This window comes from Ectothiorhodospiraceae bacterium 2226, from assembly GCA_013348725.1.
GTDB lineage: Bacteria > Pseudomonadota > Gammaproteobacteria.
This window is the reverse complement of record CP054689.1, coordinates 1,342,658-1,360,867: the sequence shown is the minus strand read 5'-3', so window position 1 is coordinate 1,360,867 and position 18,210 is coordinate 1,342,658. Positions and strand designations below refer to the sequence as shown.

Here is an 18,210-nt window from a genome sequence, read left to right as displayed (position 1 = left end):
GGGCGAAGGGCGCTGCGGCGCCCTTCGTCGTGAGGGGCGTTGGATGAAGCCGGCAAGGGGGGCCGACGTGGTGGCGAAGGACCTGAACGAGTTGAAGTATTGGCTCGCCTTGTGGCGCGCGCCGGGCCTGGGTCCGGCCGGCTTCAGCGCGCTGGTGGAGGCCTTCGGCAGTCCGCGCACGGTCCTGGAGGCCGCCCCGGGTACGCTGCGCGGCGAGCCGGGGCTCTCCACCGAGTTGTTGAACTACCTGACGGCCCCGGACTGGGCGGGCGTCGATCGGGATCTGGCCTGGGCCGAGCAGGCCGAGAACCACATCGTTACGCTCGAGGACCCGCGTTACCCGCCCTTGCTGCGCGAGATCCCACGCCCGCCGCCCTTGCTGTACGTGTGCGGGCGTGCCGAGCTGCTGGCGCGCCCGCAACTGGCCATCGTCGGCAGCCGCAATCCCACCCGGCCGGGGGCGGACACGGCGCGCGAGTTCGCCCGCCACTTGGCGGCGACGGGGCTGGTGATCACCAGCGGGCTGGCGCTCGGCATCGACGCGGCGGCGCATCAAGGGGCCATGGAGCAGGGCGTCACGGTGGCGGTGGCCGGCACCGGCCTGGATCGGGTGTACCCGGCGCGCCATCGCGAGTTGGCGCACGCGTTGGTGGAGCGTGGCGCTCTGGTGAGCGAGTTCCCCGTCGGCACGCCGCCGATACCGGCGAACTTTCCCCGGCGCAACCGTCTAATCTCCGGTATGGCCTTGGGTACCCTGGTGGTCGAGGCGGCGCCGCGCAGCGGTTCGCTGATCACCGCCCGCCTGGCGGCGGAGCAGGGGCGCGAGGTGTTCGCGATCCCCGGTTCCATCCACAACCCCTTGGCGCGCGGCTGCCATGCGCTGATCCGGCAAGGGGCGAAACTGGTCGAGACCGCGCAGGATGTGCTTGAGGAGTTGGGGCCGCTGGGCATCGGCGGCGCGGCTGCCGCGGCGTCGCCATCGGGCGACGAAACGGCCCCCCAAACGCTGTCGGAACATGAGGATAAGATTCTGAATTGTATGGGTTTTGATCCGTCATCCGTGGATGAACTGGTGGTGGGCAGCGGATTGACGGCGCAACAGGTTTCCTCCATTCTTGTTTCCATGGAGCTCCGCGGCTTAGTCGCGTCCGCCGCGGGCGGCCGTTATTGCCGGGCCTGCGAAGGGGACACCCGATGATGAAAGAGAACGTGTTGGATCTCTTGATGTATCTGTTCGAGAACTACATGTCGGACGACGTGGAGTTCGATCCCGATCAGGACGCGCTGCGTGTGGAACTGCTCGAGGCAGGGTTCCATCAGGGCGAAATCACCAAGGCGTTCAAGTGGTTGGAAGGTTTGGCCAGTCTCAACGACGGCTCCATCGAGGGCCGTGCTCCGGCGACTACTACGGCCACGCGGGTGTATGCGCGCCAGGAGTGCGAGAAGCTGGATGCGGACTGCCGGGGCTTTCTGATGTTCCTCGAGCAGGTGGGCGTGCTCGATGCGGCCACGCGTGAGATGGTGGTCGATCGGGTGATGGCGCTGGAGGCGGACGACATCGATCTGGACCAGTTGAAGTGGGTCGTGTTGATGGTGCTGTTCAACCAGCCCGGCCAGGAGGCCGCCTTCGCCTGGATGGAGGATCTGGTATTCGACGAGATGGCCGGCAACTTGCACTGAGTTGCATCGACCCTCTCGCCCTTCTAGTATCAAACGCCCGCGTCAAGCGGGCTTTTTCTTAGTGGGCCTATGAGCAAAAACATCGTCATCGTGGAATCGCCGGCCAAGGCGAAGACCATCAAAAAGTACCTCGGCAAGGATTTCGAGGTGATGGCTTCCTATGGCCATATCCGTGATCTGCTGCCCAAGGAGGGTGCGGTCGACCCGGACAGCGATTTCGCCATGAAGTACCAGGTGATCGACAAGAACGAGCGCCACGTGGCGGCCATCGCCAAGGCGGTGGCCAAGGCCGACGCGCTCTACCTCGCGACCGACCCGGATCGCGAGGGCGAGGCCATCTCCTGGCATCTGTACGAGCTGCTCAAGGCGCGCAAGCTGCTGAAGGACAAGACCGTCGCGCGCGTGGTGTTCCACGAGATCACCAAGCGCGCGGTCAACGAGGCGGTGGCCCACCCGCGCGAGTTGTCCATGGATCTGGTCAACGCGCAGCAGGCCCGCCGCGCGCTCGATTACCTGGTGGGCTTCAACCTCTCGCCGCTGCTGTGGAAGAAGATCCGCCGCGGCCTGTCCGCCGGGCGCGTGCAGAGCCCGGCGCTGCGCATGATCGTCGAGCGCGAGCAGGAGATCGAGGCGTTCCAGACCCGCGAGTACTGGACCATCGAGGCCGACAGCAGCAAGCGCGGCCAGAACTTCTCCGCCAAGCTCACCCACTTCCAGGGTGAGAAGCTCAGCCAGTTCAGCATCACCGACGAGGAGCAGGCGGCGCGCACCGAGAAGGCGCTGCTCGCCGCCGCGGGCGGGCGCCTGGTGGTCAGCGCGGTGGAGAAGAAGCAGCGCAAGCGCAACCCCGCGCCGCCGTTCACCACCTCCACCCTGCAGCAGGAGGCCTCGCGCAAGCTCGGCTTCACCGCGCAGCGCACCATGCGCACCGCGCAGCAGCTCTACGAGGGCGTGGACGTGGGCGGGGAAACCGTCGGTCTCATCACCTACATGCGTACCGACTCGGTGAACCTCGCGCAGGAGGCGCTGGAGGCGATCCGCGCCCTGATCGGCACGCGCTACGGCACCGACAACGTGCCCGAGCAGCCGCGCCTGTTCAAGACCAAGGCCAAGAACGCCCAGGAGGCGCACGAGGCCATCCGCCCGACCTCGGTCGAGCATGTCCCCGAGTCCCTCGCCAACGTGCTGACGCGCGATCAGCACCGCTTGTACGAACTCATCTGGAAACGCGCCGTGGCAAGTCAGATGATGCACGCCACCATCGACACGGTGAGTATCGACCTCGCCGCGGGCGAGGGGAACACCTTCCGCACCACCGGCTCGACCATCGTGCACCCGGGCTTCATCGCGGTGTACCAGGAGGGCCAGGACGAGGTCGCCAAGGACGATGACGAGGGCCGCGTGCTGCCGCCGCTGCTCGAGGGCGAGCGTGTCGATCTGCTCGGGGTGCGCCCGCAACAGCACTTCACCGAGCCGCCGCCGCGCTACTCCGAGGCGAGCCTGGTGAAGGCGCTCGAAGAGCACGGCATCGGCCGCCCCTCGACCTACGCCTCCATCATCTCCACGCTGCAGCAGCGCGAGTACGTGGTGATGGACAAGAAGCGCTTCGTGCCCACCGACGTGGGCCGGGTGGTGAACAAGTTCCTCACCGAGCACTTCACCAACTACGTGGACTACGACTTCACCGCGCGCCTGGAGGACGAACTCGACGCGGTGTCGCGCGGCGAGAAGGACTGGGTGCCCTTGATGCGCGAATTCTGGGTGCCGTTCAAGCAGCTCACCATCGACAAGGAACAGTCGGTGCAGCGCAAGGACGTCACGCAGGAGAAGCTGGACGAGTCCTGCCCCAAGTGCGGCAAGCCGCTGTCCATTCGCCTGGGGCGGCGCGGGCGCTTCATCGGCTGCACCGGCTTCCCGGACTGCGATTACACCCGCAACCTTAACGAGTCGGCCGGGGAGGCCGAGCCGGAGGTGGTGGAGGGGCGCCAGTGCCCCGAGTGCAGCGGGCAACTGGTGGTCAAGTCCGGCCGCTACGGCAAGTTCATCGGCTGCGCCAACTACCCCGACTGCCGCCACATCGAGCCGCTGGAGAAGCCGCAGGATACGCACGTCGAGTGCCCCGAGTGTCACAAGGGCACGCTGCTCAAGCGCAAATCGCGCCAGGGCAAGATCTTCTACTCCTGCTCGGGCTATCCGAGCTGCAAGTACGCGGTGTGGAACGAGCCGCTGGCCGAGGCCTGCCCCAAGTGCAGCTGGCCCATCCTCACGCTCAAGACCACCAAGCGCCGCGGCACGGAAAAGGTCTGCCCGCGCAAGGAGTGTGGCTACGCCGAGCCGGTGGAGGCCGCCGAGCCGGCCGAGGTCGACTAGCGCATGGCGCACCCGTGGCAGCTGCGCCGCGCCGTGCAGGTCCTGCGCGGCGGCGGGCTCATCGCCTACCCGACCGAGGGGGTGTACGGCCTCGGTTGCGATCCCTTGGACGCCGAGGCGGTTACCCGCCTGCTGGACCTCAAGGGCCGCCCCATGGCCAAGGGGCTGATCCTCATCGCCGCCGCGCTGGACGCCCTGGAGCCGTACCTGCTGCCGCTCAGTGAGGCGCACCGCGCCCAGGTGGAGCGTACCTGGCCCGGCGCGGTGACTTGGCTGTTGCCCGCCCGCCCCGAATGCCCCGCCTGGCTGCGCGGCGCTCACGACACCCTGGCGGTTCGCGTGCCCGGCCATGCGGAGGCACGCGCGCTCTGCGCGGCGTTCGGCGGCGCGCTGGTGTCCACCAGCGCCAACCGCGCCGGGCATCGGCCGGCGACCTCGCCGCTGGGGGTGCGCCTGCAGTTCGGCGCACGCGTAGACTACATCCTGCACGCCCCGCTCGGCGGGCGCCGCGCGCCGAGCGAGATCCGCGACCTGCGCACGGGCGAGGTGCTGCGCGCCGGCTGAGCCATGCCCCAGGCTTGTCCTGGATCAAGGTGGCGCGGCCGGGCTCGGCTACCATCGCAGCTACTGAGCCGACCGCCAGCGCGCGGTGTAACCATTCGAGAGCGAGAGGGACCATGAGCCAACCCGACTTGAACGCCGTCAAGGCCTACCTGCTCGACCTGCAGGACCGCATCTGCGCCGGGATCGAGGAGGAGGACGGCGCCGCCCGCTTCATGGAAGACGCCTGGGAACGGCCCGCCGGCGGCGGCGGACGTTCGCGCGTGCTGCAAGAGGGCGCGGTCTTCGAGCAGGCGGGTATCAACTTCTCCCATGTGTACGGTGAGGGGCTGCCGCCCTCGGCCACCGCGCAGCGCCCCGAACTCGCCGGGCGCCGCTTCGAGGCCATGGGCGTGTCCTTGGTGATCCACCCGCGCAATCCTTATGTGCCGACCTCGCACGCCAACGTGCGCCTGTTCGTGGCCGAGAAGGAGGGCGCCGAGCCGATCTGGTGGTTTGGCGGCGGCTTCGACCTCACGCCTTACTACGGCGAGGAGGAGGACTGCGTGCACTGGCACCAGACGGCGCGCGCGGCGTGTGCGCCGCTCGGGGAGGGGGCCTATCCGCGCTACAAGCAGTGGTGCGACGAGTACTTCTACCTGCGCCACCGCGACGAGCCGCGCGGCATCGGCGGCCTGTTCTTCGACGACCTGAACGAGGGCGGCTTCGAGCAGAGCTTCGCCTTCCTGCGCAGCGTGGGCGATCACTACCTGCCCGCCTACCGGCCCATCGTCGCGCGGCGCAAGGAGACGCCTTACGGGGAGCGCGAGCGCGATTTCCAGCTCTACCGGCGTGGGCGCTACGTGGAGTTCAATCTGGTGTACGACCGCGGGACCCTGTTCGGGCTGCAGAGCGGGGGGCGCACCGAGTCCATCCTGATGTCGCTGCCGCCGCTGGTGAAGTGGCGCTACAACTGGCGGCCGGAGCCGGGCACGCCGGAGGCGCGTCTGTACGAGGTATTTCTCAAGCCGCGCGACTGGCTGGCCGCGGACTGAGGCCGGGGCGGGGCAGGCGGCGTGCCTGCCCCGCGTCCGATCTCGGCGCCTTCCACGAGGGGGCCCGGTTGGAGCGTCCTCAGAGGTTGCGCGCCTGCAGATAGGCCAGTTCCGAGACGTCGTGCCAGGGCACGACCTGGTCGCGGAACTGGGTGAAGGAGTCCCACACCTTGCGCGACTGCCGGTCGCGGCGCGCGATGCCGTTCATCACGTCCTCCGACAAATCGCGCAGGCGCTTGAGCACCGGGTCGGGGAACTTGCGCAGGTTGACCTTGTGGCGGTTCACCAGCTGGTGCAGGGCGCTGTTGTTACGCGCGGTGTAGTCGGCCAGCACGTCCTGGTTGGCGACCTTGCAGGCGTTCAGCACGATGGCGCGCAGGTCGGCCGACAGCGCGTCCAGCGCCTTCTGGTTGATGATGCACTCCAGCGTGGTGCCGGGCTCGTGCCAGCCGGGGTAGTAGTAGTACTTGGCCGCGCGATGCAGGCCGAAGGCCAGGTCGTTGTAGGGGCCGACCCACTCCACGGCGTCGATGGCGCCCGAGCGCAGCGAGGTGAAGATCTCGCCGCCCGGCAGGTTCACCGGCGTGCCGCCGGCGGCCTTGAGTACCTCCCCGCCCAGGCCCGGGATGCGCATGCGCAGGCCCCGGAGGTCGTCGACCGTGTTGATCTCCTTGTTGAACCAGCCGCCCATCTGCACGCCGGTGTTGGCCGCCGCGGTGGGCACCACGCCGAACGGGGCGTAGGTCTCGCGCCACAGCTCCATACCGCCGCCGTGGTACAGCCAGGCGTTCATCTCCTGTGCGGTGAAGCCGAACGGCACCGCCGAGAAGAACTGCGCCGCTTCGCTCTTGCCGGTCCAGTAGTAGCTCGCGCCGTGCCCCATCTCCACCGTGCCGCGCGCCACGGCGTCGAAGATCTCGAACGGCGGCACCAGCTCGCCGGCGCCGAACACGCGCACCTCGATGCGCCCGCCGCTCATCTCGGTGATGAGCTTGGCCAGGGCGGTGGCGCCGGTGCCCATGCCGGGGAAGTTGGCGGGCCACGCGGTGGCCATGCGCCAGCGGTGCTTGACCTCCTTGTCCTTGGCGACGGCGGCACCGGCCAGCGTGCCGCCGGCCAGTAGGCCGCCGGCCGACAGGCCCTTGATGAATTCGCGACGTTTCATGGAAGGTGCTCCTCGATACGATACGTGTTGGCTGAACAGTCCCTTCCGTGGTCCCTCGTGGGGGGCTCCGTGCCCCGTACTGGCGGGTCCGCCGCGTGGGCCGTGCCGCGGGGTTACACCGGCTCCAGCTTGGCGTAGGCCAGCACCAGCCACTTGCTGCCCACGCCCTCGAAATTGACCTGCACGCGCGCCTGCGGGCCGCTGCCCTCGGCGTTCAGCACCACGCCGTCGCCGAACTTGGCGTGATGCACGCGTTGGCCAAGGCGCAGCGGAAAGTCCTCCGCCAGGGCGGCGGCGCCGAAACCGCCACCCGCCGCCACCGGCCGGCTGACGGTCCCGCGTACGCGCACCTCTTCCAGCAGCTCCCCCGGCATCTCGGCCAGGAAGCGCGAGGGGCGCCCGTAGTTCTCGCGCCCATACAGGCGGCGCACCTCGGCGTAGGTGATGTAGAGGTGGCGCATGGCCCGCGTCATGCCGACATAGCAGAGGCGGCGCTCCTCCTCCAGGCGACCCGGCTCCTCCATGGACATCTGATGCGGGAACAGCCCCTCCTCCATGCCCACCAGGAACACCAGCGGGAACTCCAGGCCCTTGGCCGAATGCAGCGTCATGAGCTGCACGCAGTCCTCCCAGGACTCGCCCTGCGCCTCGCCGGCCTCCAGCGCGGCGTGCGCCAGGAACTCCGCGAGCGGCCCGCCGCCGGCGCCCTCGGGCGGCTCCTCGCCGGTGTCGACGTACTGGCGCGCGGCGTTCACGAGTTCGTCTAGGTTCTCCAGGCGCGCCTGCCCGCGTTCGCCCTTCTCCTTGGCGTAGTGCTCGCGCAGGCCGCTGCGTTCGATGGCCGCCGCGACCTGTTCGTGCAGCGCCAGTCCCGCCGTCTCCTGCGCCAAGCCGTCGATGAGCGCGAGAAAGGCGCGCAGGGCGTTGGCGGCCCGTGCGGCCAGCGCGTCCGCCGCCAAGGTCTGCAGCGCCGCGTCCCAGATCGAGACGCGCTGCGCGCGCGCGGTCTCGCGCAGCCCGCTCACGGTGCGCTCGCCGATGCCGCGCGTGGGCGTGTTGATTACCCGCTCCAGCGCGCCGTCGTCGTGGCGGTTGGCGATCAGGCGCAGGTAGGCCAGCGCGTCCTTGATCTCGGCGCGCTCGAAAAAGCGCAGGCCGCCGTACACGCGGTAGGGCACGCCGTGCTGCACCAGCGCCTCTTCGATCACGCGCGACTGGGCGTTGGAGCGGTACAGGATGCCGATCTCGTCGCGCCGCCCGCCCTCGTCCACCCACTGGGTGATGCGTTGCACCACGAAGCGCGCCTCGTCGAGGTCGTTGAACGCGGCATACAGGCGGATGGGCTCGCCCTCGCCGCCGGCGGTCCACAGGTTCTTGCCGAGGCGGTCGGCGTTGTGCGCGATGAGCGCGTTGGCCGCCGAGAGGATGGTGCCGGTGGAGCGGTAGTTCTGCTCCAGGCGCAGGGTGTGCACCGCGCGCAGATCTTTCGAAAAGCGGTGGATGTTCTCGATGCGCGCGCCACGCCAGCCGTAGATGGACTGGTCGTCGTCGCCCACCGCGAACACGTGGCCGGTCTCGCCGGCGAGCAGGCGCAGCCAAGCGTATTGGATGGTGTTGGTGTCCTGGAACTCGTCCACCAGGATGTGGCGAAAGCGCTGCTGGTAGTGCGCCAGCAGCTCCGGGTTGTGCAGCCACAGCTCGTGCGCGCGCAGCAGGAGCTCGGCGAAGTCGACCATGCCGCCGCGTTGGCACAGCGCTTCGTAGGCCTGGTAGATGGCCAGCATGGTGCGCTGGTAGGGATCGTGACCCGGCTCGATGTGCTGCGGGCGCAGCCCCTCGTCCTTGCGCGCGTTGATGTAGCTCTGTGCCTGGCGCGGCGGCCAGTGGGTGTCGTCCAGGTCCAGCTCGCGGATCACGCGCTTCACGGCGCGCTGCTGATCGTCGCTGTCCAGGATCTGGAACTGCTGCGGCAGCCCGGCCTCCCGCCAGTGCGCGCGCAGCAGGCGGTGGGCGAGGCTGTGGAAGGTGCCCACCCACATGCCGCCCGGCGGCATGCCCACCAGGCGCTCGATGCGCGCGCGCATCTCGCCGGCGGCCTTGTTGGTGAAGGTCACGGCGAGGATGGCGTAGGGCGACACCCCCTGCGCCTGGATCAGCCAGGCGATGCGGTGCACCAGCACGCGGGTCTTGCCGCTGCCGGCGCCGGCCAGGATGAGCAGGTTGCCGGGCGGGGCGGCGACCGCCTCGCGCTGGGCCTCGTTGAGCGGGTCGAGCAGGTGGGAGACGTCTTCCATGGGGGTCCGAGTTTAACAGAACCGCCTCGGAAGCTTTGCGGGATTCGGCGCGCCGGGATAGTGCGGCGGGGGGCCGGGGTGGCTCCGCTCGGTAGCGTCAACGCGGGCGGGGACGCCCGCCGGCGCGGATCATGAGCCCGCCGACCACGATCAGCCCGACGCCGCCCAGCAGTACGAAGCCCCAATCCCAACCGGCATGTGGTTCCCCGATGACGTGATGCAGCCCGAGGATCTGATGGTTGATCAGGCCTTCGATCAGGTTGAACAGCCCCCAGCCGAGCAGCAGCAGGCCCACGAACCAGACGCTGCTCGGCAAGGCCTCGCGCCGACGTGCAGCGGCCCACAGCAGGAACATGGCCGCCACGGTGACGAACCAGGTGAACGCGTGGAACAGGCCGTCGCCCAGCATATTGATGTGCATGGCCTCCAGCGTGTCGGGCGGCAGCACGCTGGAAAGCATCTGATGCCACTGCAGGATCTGGTGCAGCAGGATGCCGTCGAAGAACCCGCCCAGGCCGACGCCGAACAGTATGCCGGCCGCCGCGGCCTTGCGCCGGCTCGGATTAGGGTCCGAATTGCCCGCCATGCGCATCCTCCCTGTGCACGTCAGGGCGCGGTGCTGGCGCGCGCGCCCATCGCCCACTAAACCGATAAAGGTAGACCACCAGCCGCCGCACAACGGAGAGCCTATGTTCCTGCACACGCTGAAGTCCGAGGGCCTGGCCCATCTGTCGTACATGCTGGGCGCGGGCGGCGAGGCCGCCGTGATCGACCCGCGCCGCGACGTGGACGCCTACCTCGAGCTTGCCGAGCGCGAGGGCGTGCGCATCGCGTACGTGTTCGAGACCCATCGCAACGAGGACTACGTCATCGGCTCCGTGGACCTGGCGCGCCGCACCGGCGCCCGCATCCTGCACGGGCGCGACCCGGACGAGCCGTTCCGTTACGGCGAAGACGTGCGCGAGGGCGAGTGCTTCAAGCTCGGCGACCTGCGCCTGCAGGTGCTGGAGACGCCCGGTCATACCCTGAACAGCATCTCGCTGGTGCTGTTCGACGAGGCCACCGGCGAGGCGCCGGTGGGCGTGTTCACCGGCGACGCGCTGTTCATCGGCGACGTGGGGCGCACCGATTTCTATCCCGGGCGGGCGCGCGAGGTGGCGGGCCTGCTGTACGACAGCCTGCACAACAAGCTGCTCCCGCTCGGCGATCACGTGATCCTGTACCCCGCGCACGGCGCCGGCTCGGTATGCGGCTCGGGCATGGCCGACCGCGAGTTCTCCACCCTGGGGTACGAGCGCCGCCACAACCCGCGCCTGCAGCTCGACCGCGACGCCTTCATCGCGTTCAAGTCGCAGGAGCACCACTACAAGCCGCCGTACTTCGATCAGATGGAGCGCGTGAACCGCGACGGCGACGCCCCGCTGGTCGAGTTGCCGCTGCCCGCGCCGCTCGGCGTGGACGCCTTCGCCGAGGCGCAGGGCGAGGGCATGGTGGTGTTGGACGTGCGCAGCCCCGAGGCGATCGCGGCCGCCGCGGTGCCCGGTAGCCTCGGTATCCCGCTGGACATGATCCCCGCCTTCGTGGGCTGGTATGTGCCCTACGACAAAGACATCGGCCTCGTGGTGGAGGAGGCCGCGCAGCTCGAGCCGGCCGTACGCCACCTGGTGCGGCTCGGCTATCGGCGCGTGAGCGCCTGGCTGCGCGGCGGCATGACCGCCTGGGCCACCAGCGGGCGGCCCTACGACACCATTCCCGCGGTTCATGCGCAGGAGATCAAAGCGCGTACCGAGGCGAAGGCCGATTACACGCTGCTCGACGTGCGCGGCGTGGACGAAGTGGCGCAGGGCTACGTGCCGGGTTCCACGCAGCTCTACGTGGGGGAACTCGGTCGGCGGCTGGAGGAGGTGCCGGACGCCCGCCCCATTACCACCTTCTGCGGCAGCGGCCAGCGCGCCATCATCGCGGCCAGCGTGTTGCGCCGCGCGGGTTATCAGAACGTCGAGGTGGCGCTGGGCTCGATGGCGGCGTGCCGCGCCATCGGCTGCCCGATCATCGGCGGCTAGCGTGCGCTGCACCAAGCGAGCGCCTGCCATCGCCGGGCAATGGCGCGCGCCGCGCAGCGCTCCGCGGGGCTCACCCTGAACTGCGGGTGGGCAAGCAGCTCGTGCAGGTGAAGGGCCGCGGCGGCCGCATACGTGCCCACGCCCAATCGCTCGTAGGCGCGCATGGCGAGACCTAGACGACGACGAAGCTGCGCGAGCGAGGCGACCGAGGCGCGAGGCGCGGATCGAGCGGGGGTGGCGGGCATGGCAATCATCCTTGTGTGAGACTCGAGTAAATGATAAGCATTCGCATTGGTGAGTCAAGCAGCGGGAGCGGCGATGGCGACGCGTTCGGCGCGTGAGGTCCTGGCGGATCATCTGCGCCTGGCCCAGGCAGGCGAGGTGGAGGCGGACCTTGCGCGCAATTTCGCGCCCGACGTTGTGCTGCTGAGCGCTTACGGCGTGTTCCGTGGTCACGAGGGCGTGCGCCGGGCAGCGCGTCTGCTGGCAGCGCAGTTGCCCGGCGGCCGCTGGGAGTATCGCACCGTGCTGGTGGAGGGCGAACTCGGATTCCTGGAGTGGGGCGGCCGAGGCACCGATGGCGTGCGGGTGGAGGATGGCGCCGATTCCTTTGTCATCCGCGACGGGCGTATCCGCGCCATGACCATGCACTACACCGTGTTGCCGCCGGCCACCTCCCGCTCTTGATCCGCGCCCGCGCGGGCACGGAAGGCCACGCTTGGCCCCGCAGCCCGGCGCACCGTCATTCGCTCGCCGGGTGCGCATGCAGTTTCGCTCTCCCTGCTGCCTCGTACGGCGCACACAGTCGGCGCGCGCGAAAAGCCCGCACGGTGCAGTGGCCTGACCGCTCTGCGGCGACGCCGAACCTGACAGTGACCACCGCCGCGGCCGACGAGCCGGCGTGCTCAAGGGCCTCGTGCAGTGCCTGCAGTTCCTGCTCGAGCGCTGCAGGGCGGCGCATCCAGCCGAGTTCATCCGTCAACCGCTGTCCTCCATACCCTTGCCGTCGCCCAAAACGGTCGCGCGTGGGGAGAAAGCTCAAGCAATAACGGTGCGCTTGCGGCCGGCGTGAATCGTATTCATAATTCGACGTCGATTCGCCAAAGGAATCGCCGTGGGCACCAAGGAGCGCAAGCAGAGGGAGTTCGCCGAGCGGGAGGAGCGCTTCCTGCGGGCCGCCGCGGAGTACATCCGCGAGGACGGTTTTCTGAATCTGCAGATGGCACGGCTGGCGCGGGCCTGCGACTACGCCACCGGCACCCTGTACCAGCATTTCACGTCCAAGGAAGACCTGCTGCTCGCGCTGGCCAACCGCCAGCTCGACGCCCAGGTCGAGGTGTTTCGCCGCGTCGAGCGCCTGCGCGCCACCGGCACCCGCGAGCGCATGTTCGCCATCGCGGTGAGCGACCTGGAGTTCGCGCGCCGGTTTCCGGACCACGTCAAGCTGCTGCACTACGTCCACACCGAGGCGGTGTGGGAGAACACCTCGCCCGCGCGCCGCCGCACAGCCTTGGCCGCCGGCGAGCCCATCGGCGAGATCGTCACCGGCATCATCCGCGAGGCGCTGGCGCGTGGCGAGTTGGACAGCCGGGGACTCTCGCCCATGGAGTTGGCCTGCGGCCCCTGGAGCGTGAGCGAGGGAATGCATGCGCTGTCGCACGTGCAAGGTCTATTCGAGTCCCTGCAGATCGACAACCCTGAGCGGCTCCTGTTCCAACAGGTGCAGACCTATTTGAACGGCATGGGTTGGCGGCCCCTGGCCGACCTGGAGGACGCGGCCGCTACCGAAGCCTTGGTGGCACGCCTGCGCACCGCGCTGGCGGACGATGACGGGCCGCGGCAGTCGAGCCCGCGAGTGTAGGAAACGATGATGAACAAGCGCATGATCCTGATGCTGCTCGGTGTGGGCGTGGTGTTCGGGGGCATCTTCGGCTTCAAGGCGTTCGTGAACGCCATGATCACCGAGGTGTTCGACACCATGCCGCCGCCGACCGCGACCATCACCGCGGCCGAGGCGCGCGAAGTGACCTGGACGCGCCGCCTCGAGGCGGTGGGCAGCTTCGCGCCGGTCGAGGGCGCCATGCTCACGGCCGAGGTGGGCGGCATCGTGCGCGAGATCCGCTTTCAGAGCGGCAGCGCCGTGGAGGCGGGTGCGGAACTGGTGGTGCTCGACTCCGAGAGCGACCGCGCTCGGCTCGCCAGCCTGGAGGCCGCGCAGCGGCTGGCGCAGACCGAGCTGCGCCGCGCGCGGCGCCTGGTGGAGGCGAACACGGTGACCGAGGCCGAGCTGCAGCGTGCCGAGAGCGAGTTCGAACAGGCGAACGCGGCGGTGGCCGAGCAGCGCGCGCGCATCCGGCAGAAGACGGTGCGGGCCCCGTTCGCGGGCGCGGTGGGCATCCGCCGCGTGAACGTCGGTCAGTACGTCTCGCCGGGCGATCCGGTGGTGTCGCTGCAGACCGTCGATCCCATCTACCTCAACTTCAGCGTGCCCGAGCGCCGCGTGGGCGACATCCACCCGGGCCAGGCGCTCGAGGTGCGCGTCGATGCGCGCGCGGCGGTGTGGCAGGGCACGGTGAGCGCGGTGGAGCCCGCGGTCAGCGCGGCCACGCGCACCTTCGAGGTTCAGGCGCAGGTCGCGAACCCGGACGGGGCGTTGCGCGCCGGGATGTTCGGGCGCGTGAGCCTGCCCCTCGGCGCGCCGGAGACCGTGGTCACCGTGCCGCTCAGTGCGGTGCGCTTCAGTCCCTACGGCGACGCGGTGTGGATCGTCGCCGAAGATGCCGAGGGCGTGCTGCGCGTCACCCAGCGCTTCGTGCAGACCGGCGCCCGGCGCGGCGATCTGGTGGAGGTGCGCGCCGGCCTCGCGCCCGGTACGCGCGTGGCCACCAGCGGACTGCTCAAGCTGCGTAACGACGCCGCGGTGCTCGTCAGCGACGACCCCGCCGTGCAGCCCGGCATGAACCCCGACGCTCGTCCCGACAACGCCTGACGCCGCCCATGCGCTTCACCGACATCTTCATTCGCAAGCCGGTGCTGGCCACGGTGGTCAGCCTGTTCATCCTGCTGCTCGGTATCCGCGCCGCGTTCGACCTCAACGTGCGCCAGTTCCCCGAGGTGAAGAATGCGGTGGTGACGGTGAGCACGGCCTATATCGGCGCCGACGCCGATCTCATCCAGGGTTTCATCACCACCCCGCTGGAGCGCGAGATCGCCGCCGCCGAAGGCATCGATTACATCACCTCCACCAGCGTGGCGGGGGTGAGCATCGTCACCGCCCACCTGCGCCTGGACTACGACCCCAACGAGGCGCTCACCCAGATCGCCGCGCAGGTGAACAAGGTGCGCTCGGATCTACCGGAGGACGCCGAGGAGCCGGTGATCGATCTGTCGGTCGGCGAGACCATCGCCGCGATGTACATGAGCTTCTACTCGGAACTCTTGGACAACAACCAGATCACCGATTACCTGGTGCGGGTGGTCGAGCCGCAACTGTCGACCATTCCCGGCGTGCAGCGCGCCGAGATCCTCGGCGACCGCACCTTCGCCATGCGCGTGTGGCTCGACCCCGAGCGCATGGCCGCGCAGGGCGTCACCGGCGCCGACGTGAGCCGCGCGCTGCGCGCCCAGAACGTGCTGTCGGCGGTGGGGCGCACCAAGGGCGACTCGGTCAGCATCGACCTGCGGGCGAGCACCGATCTGCACAGCCCCGAGCAGTTCGAGCAACTGGTGGTGCGCAGCGAGGCCGGCGCCATCGTGCGCCTGATCGACATCGCGGAGGTCGAACTGGGCGCCGAGAACTACGACGTCTCGGTGAGCTTCAACGGCCAGTCGGCCACCTTCATCGGCGTCGAGGTGGCCCCCGACGCCAACGTCCTGGACGTGATCGCCGAGGTGCGCGAGGTCTGGCGTACCCGGATCGCGCCCGAGTTCCCGCAAGGGCTTGCGGGCGAGATCGTGTACGACTCCACGCGCTACATCCAGAGCGCTATCGACGAGGTGCTGTTCACCATCGTGCTCGCGCTGGTGATCGTGGTGGGGGTGATCTACCTCTTCCTGGGTTCGCTGCGCAGCGTGCTCATTCCCGCGCTGGCGGTGCCGCTGGCGCTGATCGGCACGATGTTCCTGATGTTCCTGATGGGGTTCTCGCTCAACCTGCTCACCCTGCTCGCCATGGTGCTGGCGATCGGCATCGTAGTCGACGATGCCATCATCATGGTGGAGAACATCCACCGCCACATCGAGGAGGGCATGCGCCCGTTCGATGCCGCGCTGCGCGGGGCGCGCGAACTGGCCTGGCCGATCGTGGCGATGTCCACCACGTTGGTGGCGGTGTTCCTGCCCATCGCGTTCGTGGGCGGGATTACCGGCACGCTGTTCATCGAGTTCGCCTTCACCCTGGCCGCCTCGGTGATCATCTCCGGCCTGGTCGCGCTAACGCTCTCGCCCATGCTGAGCGCCCGCTTGCTGAAGTCGCGCGCCGAGGGGCGCCAGCCGCGGCTGGAGGCGTGGCTGGATGCGCGCTTCGACGGCCTGCGCCACCGCTATCAGCGCCGCCTGCACGGCGCGCTGAACGACAAGCACGTGGTGCTCACCTTCGGCCTGATCGTGCTGGCCTCGACCTACTTCCTGTTCATCACCAGCCCGAGCGAACTGGAGCCCGCCGAGGATCAGGGCTTCGTGTTCTCCATCGCCGAGGCCGACGCGCCCACCACCCTCGACCACCTGGAGCGCAACACCGCGGTGATGAACCGCTACCTCGACGAGATCCCCGAGTTGGAGAACGTGTTCATCGTCAACGGCTTCGGCGGCGCGGGCGCCGGCAGCACCAACGCCGCGATCGCGGGGTTCGTGCTCGCGCCCTGGGATCAACGCTCGCGCAGCACCGCCGAGATCCTGCAGGAGGACCTGCAGCCGCGCCTCGATCGGATTCCCGGCCTGAGCGTCTTCGCACTGGTGCCGCCCTCGCTGCCGGGGGCGGGCGGCGGTCCGCCGATCGAGTACGTGATCCGCAGCACCGAACCGGCCGAGAGCCTGGTGGAGGTCGCCCAGGAGATGGTGGGCCGCGCCATGGCGAGCGGACGCTTCATCTTCATCGACGGCGACCTCAAGATCGACATGCCGCGCACCGAGATCCGCATCGACCGCGACAAGGCGGCCCTGATGGGGGTGGACATGCAGACGCTGTCGGCCGATCTCGCCTCGCTGTTCTCGGGCGCGCCCGCCGGGCGGTTCTCGCTGGAGAACCGCTCCTACCGCGTGATCCCGCAGCTCGAGCGCGTGCAGCGGCTCAACCCCGACCAGATCGAGGACCTCTACACGCGCAACCGCGACGGCGATCTGGTGCCGCTGTCCACCTTGGTGACCCTGGAGCACACGGTGCAGCCGCAGCAGCTGAAGCGCTTCCAGCAGCTGAACGCGGTCACCTTGTCCGGGGTGCCGCGTCCCAACGTGACCCTGGGCGAGGCGCTCGAGCTGATCGACGAGATCGCCGCCGAGGTGCTGCCGCCCGGCTACAGCGTCGACTACGCGGGCCAGGCGCGCCAGTTCGTCGCCGAGGGCCAGCAATTGCTGCTGACCTTCTTCTTCGCGCTGATCGTGATCTACCTGGTGCTGGCCGCGCAGTTCGAGTCGTTCCGCGACTCGATCATCATGCTGGTGACGGTGCCCATGTCGATCGCCGGCGCGCTGGTGTTTGTCAGCCTCGGCTTCGCCACCCTGAACATCTATACCCAGGTGGGCCTGGTGACCCTGATCGGCCTGATGGCCAAGCACGGCATCCTGATCGTGGAATTCGCCAACCAGTTGCAGGCTCAGGGCCGCGACAAACGGGCCGCCATCGAGGAGGCCGCCGCGCTGCGCCTGCGGCCGATCCTGATGACCACCGCCGCCACCGTGCTGGCCATGGTGCCGCTGCTGATCGCGGGCGGGCCGGGCGCCGGCGCGCGCTTCGCGATGGGCTTGGTGATCGCCGCCGGCATGAGCATCGGCACGCTGTTCACCTTGTTCGTGGTGCCGGCGGTGTATCTCTACCTCGCCCGCGAGCGCGGCCCCGTCGCAGCGCCGCACGAGCACGCCGCCCCGCGCGAGGCCTAGCCGCGCCCGGACAGGCGCCGGGCGCGGCCGTGGTCACGTTGCGTGGTTTCAAGAAGCCGGTTCGGAGTGAGGCAACCCGTTTCTAGGCCGCGGCCGGGCGCCCCAACGCCGCCCGTGGCCGCCGGTAGTGCTCCTGGGTCATGAGGTCCACACCGCACTCGAGGTGCTCGAACCAGTCCAGGAAGCGCCCGACCATCTCCCGCCCACGGAACGAGGGACCGTGCTGCGGGACGATCCAGTCCACGTCCAGATCGCGCACCATGTTGACCCACAGGCGGCACACCCGGTTGCTGTTCATATAGCGGCGGTGAAAGCCCAGCATGCGCGGGATGTGGGTGGCCATGTCCCGCACCGGCGCGCTCAGCTCCTCCGGGTCCACGCTCGAGGCGCCGACGTCGCCGGAGAACAGGATGCGGCTCTGCGGGTCGTAGAAGTGGAAGTTGCCCTCCGAGTGCAGAAAGTGGGCGGGCAGCGCCACCAGCGTGGCGCGCCCGAGCTTGATCTCGGCGCCGGCGTCGGGGATGCCGATCAGCCGGCCTTCGGTGGCGCCCGGGCTGCAGAAGTGAGGGATGAAGCGTTTCCAGATCTCCGGCACGATCACTTGGCAGTCGGTGCCCACCAGCCACTTGTTCAGCGAGGCGACGATGTCCGGGTCCTGGTGTGAGGCGATCACGTAGTCCAGGTTCTTGATCACCACGTGGTTGCTCGCCTGCATGAACAGCCGGTTGTAGGTCAGGTTGCCGCCGGGATCGAGCAGCGCGGCGTGGCCGTCGTCGACGATGAGAAACTGATTGGATTGGATGCTGTCGCAGGCGTCCCGGCCGCTCGCGCCGGGCTTGCCGCAGGTCACCAGATCCTCGAACGCCACGCACTTGTGGCCCCCCTGGTCAAACAAAGTGATCATGCTCGCCTCGTTTTTCTGTACGAATGAACGCAGGGGCGAAGCATAA

The 18,210-nt window shown here is 69.0% G+C and carries 16 protein-coding genes; 10 read left to right on the top strand and 6 right to left on the bottom strand.

Going from position 1 to position 18,210, the window contains the following annotated elements; all coding sequences use genetic code 11:
• The first annotated feature begins 43 nt into the window (after positions 1-43).
• The 5 genes from dprA (at position 44) to hemF (ending at position 5,645) form a co-directional block, all read left to right on the top strand.
• Positions 44-1,198, top strand: coding sequence for a DNA-protecting protein DprA (dprA, locus tag HUS23_06555; GenBank protein QKT03490.1), 1,155 nt, complete (start codon positions 44-46; stop codon positions 1,196-1,198).
• On the top strand, positions 1,198-1,680 hold the full coding sequence (locus tag HUS23_06550) for a DUF494 domain-containing protein (GenBank protein ID QKT05000.1): 483 nt from the start codon (positions 1,198-1,200) through the stop codon (positions 1,678-1,680). The genes dprA and HUS23_06550 overlap by 1 nt, the downstream gene beginning before the upstream one ends.
• Positions 1,681-1,749: 69 nt before the next feature.
• Positions 1,750-4,050 (top strand): type I DNA topoisomerase, encoded by a 2,301-nt coding sequence (gene topA, locus HUS23_06545; protein ID QKT03489.1) that lies wholly within the window; start codon positions 1,750-1,752, stop codon positions 4,048-4,050.
• Positions 4,051-4,053: 3 nt separating this feature from the next.
• Positions 4,054-4,614, top strand: a complete 561-nt coding sequence (locus HUS23_06540; protein ID QKT03488.1) for a threonylcarbamoyl-AMP synthase — start codon at positions 4,054-4,056, stop codon at positions 4,612-4,614.
• A gap of 113 nt (positions 4,615-4,727) precedes the next feature.
• Positions 4,728-5,645 carry an oxygen-dependent coproporphyrinogen oxidase gene (gene hemF / locus HUS23_06535; protein QKT03487.1) on the top strand — a complete coding sequence of 306 codons (918 nt, stop codon included), beginning with the start codon at positions 4,728-4,730 and terminating at the stop codon, positions 5,643-5,645.
• A 79-nt stretch (positions 5,646-5,724) separates the two neighbouring features.
• Here hemF and HUS23_06530 read toward each other — a convergent pair whose 3' ends face one another.
• The 3 genes from HUS23_06530 to HUS23_06520 form a co-directional block, all read right to left on the bottom strand.
• On the bottom strand, positions 5,725-6,810 hold the full coding sequence (locus HUS23_06530) for a TRAP transporter substrate-binding protein (protein ID QKT03486.1): 1,086 nt from the start codon (positions 6,808-6,810) through the stop codon (positions 5,725-5,727).
• A gap of 113 nt (positions 6,811-6,923) precedes the next feature.
• Complete coding sequence (gene uvrD, locus HUS23_06525; GenBank protein QKT03485.1) at positions 6,924-9,104, bottom strand: DNA helicase II; 2,181 nt, start codon at positions 9,102-9,104, stop codon at positions 6,924-6,926.
• A gap of 97 nt (positions 9,105-9,201) precedes the next feature.
• Positions 9,202-9,690, bottom strand: a complete 489-nt coding sequence (locus tag HUS23_06520; GenBank protein ID QKT03484.1) for a DUF2243 domain-containing protein — start codon at positions 9,688-9,690, stop codon at positions 9,202-9,204.
• Between the two features lie 103 nt (positions 9,691-9,793).
• Between HUS23_06520 and HUS23_06515 the strand changes: the two genes are divergently transcribed.
• Positions 9,794-11,167, top strand: a complete 1,374-nt coding sequence (locus tag HUS23_06515) for an MBL fold metallo-hydrolase (protein QKT03483.1) — start codon at positions 9,794-9,796, stop codon at positions 11,165-11,167.
• Here the strand turns inward: HUS23_06515 and HUS23_06510 are convergent.
• Positions 11,164-11,412 (bottom strand): hypothetical protein, encoded by a 249-nt coding sequence (locus HUS23_06510; protein QKT03482.1) that lies wholly within the window; start codon positions 11,410-11,412, stop codon positions 11,164-11,166. The genes HUS23_06515 and HUS23_06510 overlap by 4 nt on opposite strands.
• Before the next feature lie 73 nt (positions 11,413-11,485).
• Between HUS23_06510 and HUS23_06505 the strand changes: the two genes are divergently transcribed.
• Positions 11,486-11,854, top strand: coding sequence for a nuclear transport factor 2 family protein (locus HUS23_06505; protein QKT03481.1), 369 nt, complete (start codon positions 11,486-11,488; stop codon positions 11,852-11,854).
• A 55-nt stretch (positions 11,855-11,909) separates the two neighbouring features.
• Here the strand turns inward: HUS23_06505 and HUS23_06500 are convergent, their stop codons facing one another.
• Positions 11,910-12,149 carry a hypothetical protein gene (locus HUS23_06500; protein QKT03480.1) on the bottom strand — a complete coding sequence of 80 codons (240 nt, stop codon included), beginning with the start codon at positions 12,147-12,149 and terminating at the stop codon, positions 11,910-11,912.
• Positions 12,150-12,281: 132 nt separating this feature from the next.
• Here HUS23_06500 and HUS23_06495 point away from each other — a divergent pair, with 132 nt between their 5' ends.
• From HUS23_06495 to HUS23_06485, 3 genes are read left to right on the top strand one after another with little or no spacing between them, the layout of a single operon-like run.
• Positions 12,282-13,028, top strand: a complete 747-nt coding sequence (locus tag HUS23_06495) for a TetR/AcrR family transcriptional regulator (protein ID QKT03479.1) — start codon at positions 12,282-12,284, stop codon at positions 13,026-13,028.
• 9 nt (positions 13,029-13,037) lie between these two features.
• The gene (locus HUS23_06490) at positions 13,038-14,156 is read left to right on the top strand and encodes an efflux RND transporter periplasmic adaptor subunit (protein ID QKT04999.1); all 1,119 of its coding nucleotides are present in this window, start codon (positions 13,038-13,040) and stop codon (positions 14,154-14,156) included.
• A gap of 8 nt (positions 14,157-14,164) precedes the next feature.
• Positions 14,165-17,260, top strand: a complete 3,096-nt coding sequence (locus HUS23_06485) for an efflux RND transporter permease subunit (GenBank protein QKT03478.1) — start codon at positions 14,165-14,167, stop codon at positions 17,258-17,260.
• A gap of 82 nt (positions 17,261-17,342) precedes the next feature.
• Here HUS23_06485 and HUS23_06480 read toward each other — a convergent pair whose 3' ends face one another.
• Entirely contained in the window at positions 17,343-18,164 is an 822-nt protein-coding gene (locus tag HUS23_06480) for an FprA family A-type flavoprotein (protein ID QKT03477.1), read from the bottom strand.
• Positions 18,165-18,210 lie beyond the last annotated feature (46 nt).